Origin of the sequence: Cetobacterium sp., from assembly GCF_048470075.1 — a bacterium.
Lineage (GTDB): Bacteria > Fusobacteriota > Fusobacteriia > Fusobacteriales > Fusobacteriaceae > Cetobacterium_A.
The window spans coordinates 1-8526 of sequence record NZ_DBGBQB010000279.1 but is presented as its reverse complement, the minus strand read 5'-3'; the positions used below and the strand labels follow the sequence as shown (position 1 = coordinate 8526).

6 protein-coding genes and 1 pseudogene are annotated in these 8526 nt (G+C 31.5%); 2 read left to right on the top strand and 5 right to left on the bottom strand.

The window, feature by feature from the left end; all coding sequences use genetic code 11:
• A partial coding sequence (locus ACMOUI_RS09925) for a glutaminase (RefSeq protein ID WP_418965541.1) occupies positions 1 to 239 on the bottom strand: 239 nt, incomplete at its 3' end.
• Between the two features lie 82 nt (positions 240 to 321).
• Positions 322 to 1896: a glutamate:gamma-aminobutyrate antiporter gene (gene gadC, locus ACMOUI_RS09920; RefSeq protein WP_418965540.1), complete on the bottom strand. Its 1575-nt coding sequence runs from the start codon at positions 1894 to 1896 to the stop codon at positions 322 to 324.
• Positions 1897 to 2068: 172 nt separating this feature from the next.
• Between gadC and ACMOUI_RS09915 the strand changes: the two genes are divergently transcribed.
• Together ACMOUI_RS09915 and ACMOUI_RS09910 are read left to right on the top strand one after the other, a co-directional pair.
• The gene (locus tag ACMOUI_RS09915; RefSeq protein ID WP_418965539.1) at positions 2069 to 3112 is read left to right on the top strand and encodes a DUF2776 family protein; all 1044 of its coding nucleotides are present in this window, start codon (positions 2069 to 2071) and stop codon (positions 3110 to 3112) included.
• A gap of 36 nt (positions 3113 to 3148) precedes the next feature.
• On the top strand, positions 3149 to 4606 hold the full coding sequence (locus ACMOUI_RS09910; RefSeq protein ID WP_418965538.1) for a glutamate decarboxylase: 1458 nt from the start codon (positions 3149 to 3151) through the stop codon (positions 4604 to 4606).
• A gap of 84 nt (positions 4607 to 4690) precedes the next feature.
• On the opposite strand, the gene ACMOUI_RS09905 is transcribed toward ACMOUI_RS09910, so the two are convergent.
• The 3 genes and pseudogenes from ACMOUI_RS09905 to ACMOUI_RS09895 all read right to left on the bottom strand — a co-directional run.
• Complete coding sequence (locus ACMOUI_RS09905; protein WP_418965537.1) at positions 4691 to 5386, bottom strand: hypothetical protein; 696 nt, start codon at positions 5384 to 5386, stop codon at positions 4691 to 4693.
• Between the two features lie 22 nt (positions 5387 to 5408).
• Positions 5409 to 7700 (bottom strand): arginine decarboxylase, encoded by a 2292-nt coding sequence (gene adiA / locus ACMOUI_RS09900; protein ID WP_418965536.1) that lies wholly within the window; start codon positions 7698 to 7700, stop codon positions 5409 to 5411.
• A 143-nt stretch (positions 7701 to 7843) separates the two neighbouring features.
• Positions 7844 to 8526, bottom strand: a pseudogene (locus tag ACMOUI_RS09895) (single-stranded-DNA-specific exonuclease RecJ); the annotation flags it as partial.

Below are 8526 nucleotides of genomic sequence, written 5' to 3'. Positions count from 1 at the left end.
TCTTCCTCTCCATTATCCAATAGAGCTAAAGCTAAAACAACTGTTTTAGATATACTTTCTATAGCAAATCTAACCTTTGTATCTCCTGCTGATAACATAGTTCCATCTGGATATGCAATAACTGCACCTAAATAATCTTTATTTACTTTAGCCAACTCTGGAATATAGGTAGCCACAGCACCCTGAGATATTAATCCTTTATTGTTCTCCACTATTTTACTTAATACATCTTGATTCATTTTTTTGCCTCCATGTCTAAAATTTTTATCTTTTCTTTAATTATATTCAAGTTTAATTCAAATCTAACTTTTTCTTTTCTACTTATTTTTGATTGTTAGCTTTTTTAGAATCATCATCCTGTTGCATAACATCATCTGGATGTGGAGTAATATGGAACTCTCCTCTAGCTTTTGGATGTCCAAAAAAATGGTGTTCTGGAGCATTTTCTGTTGTAATTTTTGTAGGCTCTATTCCTGATGCATTTCTTTTATCTCTAAATTCATATATTATAAATGGAAGAACTAACACAACAATAAATCCTACAGTCAATATTGTTTCATACTCTCCAGTATTTCCACCTGGAATATTATCTGGTGGGAAGAATGAGATAATAAAAGCAAATAATGATGTTAAAAATCCTACTGCACCAACAATACATTTAAATATAATCCCACCTGGAATTTGATATCCAGCTTGAGCATCTGTTGTTTTTCTTTTTAAAACTAATGTTAAATATCCTATAAATAATAGGAAGTATGTCATTAAGTAGATAACAACTGTTAAAGACATCGATGTCATGAAGGACATATTGTTTCCTCCTCCACCTAATGTTAGAACAATTGCCCAAATAGTTACGATAACACCTTGAAACATTACCAATGGTACTGGAACATCATGTTTATTAACTTTTTTAAACACTGGAGGTAAAATACCTTTTTGTGCAGCTACATACATAGCTCTTGATGGTCCAACTATCCAAGCACTTATCTCTGCTAAAACTCCAAGTCCAATAAAAGCAGCTATAATTCTAACAATCCAATCTAAATGGTTTCCATAGTGATTAATTAATATAGCAAAAGTTTGGTTAACACCAGCACTTAAGTTTATCTCATTCACTGGGATAACTGTTGCTATTGACAATCCTCCTGCAGAACTTATAATAATTGCTATTATAACTAACATGAATACCGCTACTGGATATTGTTTTTTAGGGTTAGCCATCTCATTGGCATGGGAAGCTGATGCTTCTACCCCCATATAACTTAAAATAAATGACACCAAGATAACCAATGAGTTCACATTAGTTAAATCTGGAAAGAACGAATCCCAGCTAATTTTCATATGCACTGGATTTCCAGCTATAACATAAGTTATCGCAAGCCCAATTAAAATTATTGCAGGTATTACTATACCGAAGATAAATCCAACTCTTGCTATTTTAGCTGTATATTTAGTCCCACCTAACTGTGAAAACGTTAAGATCCAAAATACAATTAAAATAGAAATTAATTTCAAATGTGGATTTATATTTAATTCTGGCCAATCAAATACATATGATAATGAACCGTTAATAAAGTAAAGCATTGGAATATAACCAACTGTTATTTCAAAAAATTGATAGAATATTGCTGAAAATCCCCAACGTTCACCTAAAGATTCAGAAACCCAAGTGAAGACACCTCCTGTTTGCCAACCTGGAATTGTTGCCATTTCGGCTGCACAAAGTGCCACAGGAATAAACCAAAATAATCCACCAAATAGTAAAAAGAAAAGTAATGTAAAACCTGAAGTTGCAAAGCTTGGATATTCATAAACAGCCATTACCATAGATGCTGTTATTGTGAAAAATCCAAACAGTGTCAACTGCTTTTTTGTTGTATTGATACTTGTGTCCATATGAAGCCTCCTTTAAAATAGTAATCAATGATTTGACTGTTCAAGAGAACTGTCAAATTTCCTTTTATTTATTTTTTTAAAGGATATTACCAATTTTCCCAGAACATTGTAATCGTGATTTAAAACTTAGTTAAAATTTTAACAAAAGGTTATACAGTTTAGGAGGCTATTTATGAACATCTATCTAAGTATTTTTTATCGTTTAATACCACTAATTATGGCACTACTATGTTTCTCTTTAGGAGTTTTAGTTTTAAATACTTCTAATATTTCAGAAAGATTTTTAGTTGGGTCTATTCTTATATCACTCAGCGGAATATGTATTGCTCTATTTAGTACTGCAGCTACAATCATTAGACAGATTATTAAAAAATATAGTAAATTTTATGAAATATTTTTACCTACGCTCGGATTTGGAGTAGCATCAATTATCTGTTTTTATGGAATTTTTATAATTATTCATTCAAAATCTAGTACGTATTTTGTAGCTGGGCATGTCATTTTTGGTGTGGGATGTATCACATATTGTGTTTCAACAGTGGCACTTTCTTCAACTAAATTTAGTCTTATACCAAAAAATTCCTCTTCAAAAGACTTTTCAATTCCAATAACTGCATTTTCTAGTACCTTAAAAAATATTCTTATCTCTATTCCCATAATTGTTTCAATTATACTTTGGATTATATCGTTCACACTTTTAAAAAATTTTAGAATTCACGAAAACTTTGTAGCTGGTTTTGTTACTTTTGGATTGGCAGCTATATGTACTTCATTGATTGGGTTGGTTGTGAGTATTGTTAAACAGATTAGAAATGAGTATAACTCTTTTGATAAAAAATGTTGGATTTCCCTTGTAATAATTATGGGAACTATAAATATTATTTTGGGAATATTAATTTTAACATTCAATAAAGAGATTTATGCCATTGCTCCAGGATATGTTTTAATAGGTTTAGGAATGATCTGCTATAGTATTTCCAGCAAAATTATTTTATTAGCTTTAGTTTGGAAAACATCGAATCCACTTGCTGGAAAAGTTACATTGATTCCAGTTTTAACAGCATTATTTTGTTTATTTCTTACAAGTTTTTTAATAGTCATTAACTCTCCAAGTCAACTAACATTTATACCAGAAAGAGTTTTAATAGGACTTGGAGCTATTTGTTTTTCACTGTTTTCAATTGTAAGCATTCTAGAGAGTGCTACATCGAAATAAAAAATGTTATTTTATTAAATTTATAGGAGGTTTAATATGTTACACAGAAGAAAAATTGGAGAAGAGAAAGAAAAGGAGTATGAGTTTACTCCAGATAGTTCTACAACACCATTATTTGGAAGTTATGAATCAGATCATATTTTACCAAGAGAGACTCTTAATGAGAAAGCTATTAATCCAAATATAGCTTATCAGCTAATCTCAGATGAGATGATGCACGATGGAAATCCTAGATATAATTTATGTACTTTTGTTCAAACATATATGGAACCAGAAGCTAAGCAAGTTATGGTAGATGCAATCGCAACTAATGCAATAGATAAAGCTGAATACCCACAGACAACAGAAGTGGAAAAAAGATGTGTAAATATTATTGCAGATTTATGGAATGCTCCAAAGGATGAGGAATATATGGGAACATCTACAGTTGGTTCATCAGAAGCATGTATGCTAGGTGGAATGGCTATGAAATTTAGATGGAGAAAAAGAGCCCGAGCTCTAGGAATAGACATAAATGCTAAGAGACCAAATTTAATAGTTAGTTCTGGATTTCAAGTTGTGTGGGAAAAGTTTTGTGTATATTGGGATGTAGAGTTAAGAGAATTACCTATGACATCTTTAAACGAATTATATCTTGATCCTAAGGCTGCTATAGCAGCATGTGATGAATATACAATTGGTATTGTTCCTATAATGGGTATAACTTATACAGGAACATTTGATGATATAGTAGCTCTTGACAAAGAGTTAGAAGAGTATAATAAAACCGCTAAAATTTCAGTACCTATCCATGTGGATGCAGCTTCAGGAGGATTATATTTACCATTTGTAAATCCAGAATTAGTATGGGATTTCAGATTAAAAAATGTAGTATCTATAAGCACATCAGGACATAAGTTTGGACTAGTATATCCAGGACTTGGATGGGTAATGTGGAGAGATAAGGAGTATCTACCGGAAGAGTTACTATTTAAAGTAGCATACTTAGGAGCATTTGAACCAACATTCCAAATAAACTTCTCAAGACCAGGAAGCCAAATATGGGCACAATACTATAACTTTGTAAGATGGGGTAAAGAGGGATACAAGGCTGTACATAAAAGATCAAGAGATGTTGGATTGTTTTTAACAAAAGGATTGGAAAAATTAGGAATATTTAAAATATTAAACAGCGGAGAAAATATACCAATTGTTTGTTGGATGTTAAATGAAGATGAAAAAAGAGCATGGACAGAGTATGATTTAGCAGATAGACTAAGATATTATGGTTGGCAATTACCAGCTTATCCACTTCCTAAAAATCTAGAAAATGTGACTATAATGAGAGTTGTTGTAAGAGCGGATCAAAGCATGGAGCAGATGTCACTACTACTTAAAGATATGAAAGAATCAATAGATTATTTAGATAAACATGTAACAGTAAAAAAAGAGATGCAAAAAACTGAGGATAGTGTTGTTGGATATTCTCATACTGAAAAAAAACTTAAAAAATAAATGAGACTTCTCAAAAGTTTTAAATAATATAAAATCTAGACAGCTTAAGCCCTTATTTCAAGAGCTTGAGCTGTTTATTTTTTACTATTCTACCTCTATATTCTCCAACTCCTCATCTTTTTCCACTTTTAAAGAATACTTCGATCCCAATCCAAATATAATGGTAAGTATAGATGTTATAACAATATAGACAAAAACAATATAATAGAATATGTTTTGAGCTAAATACATACTTAATGTAACACCTACTCCAAATATAAAATCTATAAAACCATCTAGGATTAACACTCTTTTTAACACTCCTAAAGTTCTATTGTGATTTATCCCCTCTGGTTCATACACTTTTGTTACAATATGGCTTATCCCTCTAAATGTTAAAAAAGTTCCTATATAGAATATAACCAAATATCCTTGTAATTCAACTTTCGCTGCAGTTACCTTCTCTATAGCCAAACTGACCTCTTCTATCAAATTTCTTTCAGCTGTTAAAAGTTTACTAGAAAGAAGTAATCCTCCTGAAAAAACCTCTAAAATTCCCCAAAAGAATATCTCACCCCAGTGAAATTCTCTCTCTCCAATTCCAGAGAAAGAGTAAATTAGATTTCCTATTCCTGTAAGTAGAAATAGGAAACCTAAAACTTTCACAACATCGTCTAAAAATATTCCGTTGCCAATTATAACTATAGCGGCATATATAAGAAATATTAACCCTACCACTATATGATAAAACCATTGCTCTCTTAAAGATTTTCTTATTTTTCTAGTTAACTCTTTATACATGGTCTCACCGCCAAAAATTTATTTATTTTTTTATACATAGAACATGGTATTCACCATTTATTACCGCTGTTCCCTCTGTTTCATGCTCAAATCCTGGGAACTGTTTATCCCAAGTTGCTAAGGCTCTTAAGTATGATATTTGAGCGCTATCTACATTTCCGAAGCTCTCTCCTGACATTAGCATTGGAATCCCAGGTGGATATGGAATAACAGCATTTGCCGCTACTCTACCTTCTAGCTCTTTAGCTGAAACAAGTTCCACTTCATTTTTTACGATTTTATTGTATGCTTCTCTTGGAGTCATTACTTGCTCTGGTAGATTTGAATATGCGTCATTTAAATACTTTCCTAAATTATGCTCTTTTAGATATTGAAATATCTCATCACCTAAATCTTTCATTCCTAACTCTCCATATCTATCCTCTCTACCCTCCACTAATTCAGGGAAGATTTTTTTTAATGGAGTATTATTGTCGTACTCTCTTTTAAATGAAGTTAATAGATCTAGTAGAGTTCCCCACTTTCCTTTACTAATTCCCATTGAGAATAGGAACATTATTTGGAAGTCAGTAGTTCTTGTTGGAACAACTCCATATTTGGAGAAATAATATGATATAAGCTGTGCTGGTACACCTTTCTCTGCTAACTCTCCACTCTCACTCATTCCAGGAGCTAAAATACTTACTTTTATAGGATCTAACATTGCCCAATCCTCTGGTAAATTATGGAATCCATGCCATGTATCATTAGGATTCATCACCCAACAAGATTGTTCTCTCATCAATAACTCTGTTGGAGCGTCTTCAAAATTATAAACTTTACCTGTTTTTGGATCTTTAACTGTTTCAGCATTCCAAGGTTTAAAGAACCACTCTCCCTCTTGGGCATACTCTTTATGATATTTTGCCACCATTTTTCTAAAATCAATAGCTTCCTTTAAAACTTCATCAGTTAAATACTTCCCTGTTTTCCCTTGCATCATCGCCGCTCCAACTTCATTTGAAACCGCAATGGCATAAAGAGGTGAAGTTGTAGCATGCATCATATAAGCTTGATTAAAACGCTCCTCTATTATAGGATTTTTCCCTTTTCTCATATGCACATATGAAGCTTGAGACAGGGCATTTAATAACTTATGTGTCGAATGTGTTGCAAAAATTGTTGCATTTCCTTTATAATCCTTAGCATCTCCTCTCATAGCGTAGTGATCTTTATAAATTTCATTAAATTTTGCATATCCATACCAAGCTTCATCAAAGTGTATTCTCTCCACATATGGCTGAAATAACTCTTCAACTTTCATTGCATTGTAACAAACCCCATCATATGTACAGTTTGTTACCACTGAATAGATAGGATTTTGTGCTTTCATCTTTTCAGGTACCAATGGACTTTCAGATATTTTTTTAGCAACTTCTCCTTCACCCATCTCACTAGGCAGAATAGGTCCAATTATTCCATATCTATTTCTTGTAGGTTTCATATAAACTGGTTTTGCTCCTGTTATAATCAATCCTTGTTCTATAGATTTATGGCAATTTCTATCCACCAATGCAATATCTTCATCTGTTAAAACCCCTTGCATTATCGTTCTATTTGAACCTGAAGTTCCAACAAGTACATTATATGATCTATCTGCACCAAAAACTTTTGCAGCTAGTTTTTCTCCCTCTAAAAAAGCTCCTGTATGATCCAATAATGATCCTATAGAAGTTCTTTCTATTCCAGTATCTGTTCTAAATAGGTTTTCATCATAGAAATCAAAAAACCTTCTTCCTAGAGCAGTCTTAGTGAATCCAACTCCTCCTTGATGTCCCGGTGCTGCCCAAGAGTACTCAGCTACCTTATTATAATTAAATACAGCTTTAGTCAAAGGTGGTAATAACTCATCATTATATCTTTCAACTGCTCTTTGAATTCTCTCTCCTAAAAATACTATTTCCTCTTGTAAAATCCAGATTATCTCTTCAACATTTTCGTATACTTCTCTACTTAATTTTTCCAAAGCATCAGCTTTATGAGTCAATAAAAATACTGGAACTCCCTCTTGGCTTTCGTGTAATTTTTTTATAACCTCAATAGCCTCTTGCTCCTCTCTATTGTTAGGCCATGATAAAAGTAAGCAATCAATCCCTTTATCATAGGCAACTACATCCTCTAAATCTTCATATGAATCCGATGTATAAACACCCATTCCTCTTCTTTTTATCTCCTCTACAAGCTCCTCTATTCTATTTCCAATCTCCGTTCCCTCTTTAATACCCTCTTTAAATAAAACTACTTTACTTCCATCTCCAAACACAACTTTTTTCATAAATTCAACCCTCCTCAGACATTAAAAATGATTACCTTTATTCTTTACACAAAAATAAAAATCTAAAATAAAAAACAGGAAAACCACTCTCTCCCTGTTTTTTCTATTTTTATATTAACTTTCCTACTTTGGACAATATTTTTTTACAAAATAATTTTTACGTCTTCAGTTGCAAAAACTTTAACATTATTTTTTATATCTTCAACTATTTTTATTTTATCATTTAAAGGTAATTTTTTATTGAATATTTTTTCATGATATTCCAACTCACTTTTATCTATCAACTCTATATTTTTCGGTATTGTATAACTATCCTCAATATATTCGCAATTTTCATAATAGATTTTGTTATTAGTTATAAAAAGGTTATATCCGTTGTCTTTTAGAATTTCATTTCCTACATATATATAAAAATCATAACCCTCTCTCTTTTTTTCTCCCTCCTTTACCACACAAACTTTCTTTCCCATCAACTCATAATAGATTTTAATAGTTTCTATAACTGTATCCATTCCTCTTCCAGATTCACAATTTACAACAGTATTTTTCCTATCCTTAAATATTGACTTTAAAACTCTCTTTTGCAAAGTGTTATAATCTAACTTTCCTATTAAAAACTCTTTTATATCTTTAAATATTTTTCCAGGTTCATAGGATAAAGTTTTAAAAGTTCTATCTCTATCTATCCAAATGTGTACATTATAATTTTCCTCTTTTCTCTCTATCCTATCAACTTTAACAGTAAAATTATAATTATAGCTTTCGTGTAATTTTTTTAATATTATTTTAGTTTGATTATCTAAAAATCCAATGCTATTTTTCCCAA

What these genes read in the sequence shown, in the direction of transcription:
- gadC (WP_418965540.1), bottom strand. Translation starts at nt 1,896, where the DNA reads ATGGACACAAGTATCAATACAACAAAAAAGCAGTTGACACTGTTTGGA.
- adiA (WP_418965536.1), bottom strand. Translation starts at nt 7,700, where the DNA reads ATGAAAAAAGTTGTGTTTGGAGATGGAAGTAAAGTAGTTTTATTTAAA.
- ACMOUI_RS09915 (WP_418965539.1), top strand. Translation starts at nt 2,069, where the DNA reads ATGAACATCTATCTAAGTATTTTTTATCGTTTAATACCACTAATTATG.
- ACMOUI_RS09905 (WP_418965537.1), bottom strand. Translation starts at nt 5,386, where the DNA reads ATGTATAAAGAGTTAACTAGAAAAATAAGAAAATCTTTAAGAGAGCAA.
- ACMOUI_RS09910 (WP_418965538.1), top strand. Translation starts at nt 3,149, where the DNA reads ATGTTACACAGAAGAAAAATTGGAGAAGAGAAAGAAAAGGAGTATGAG.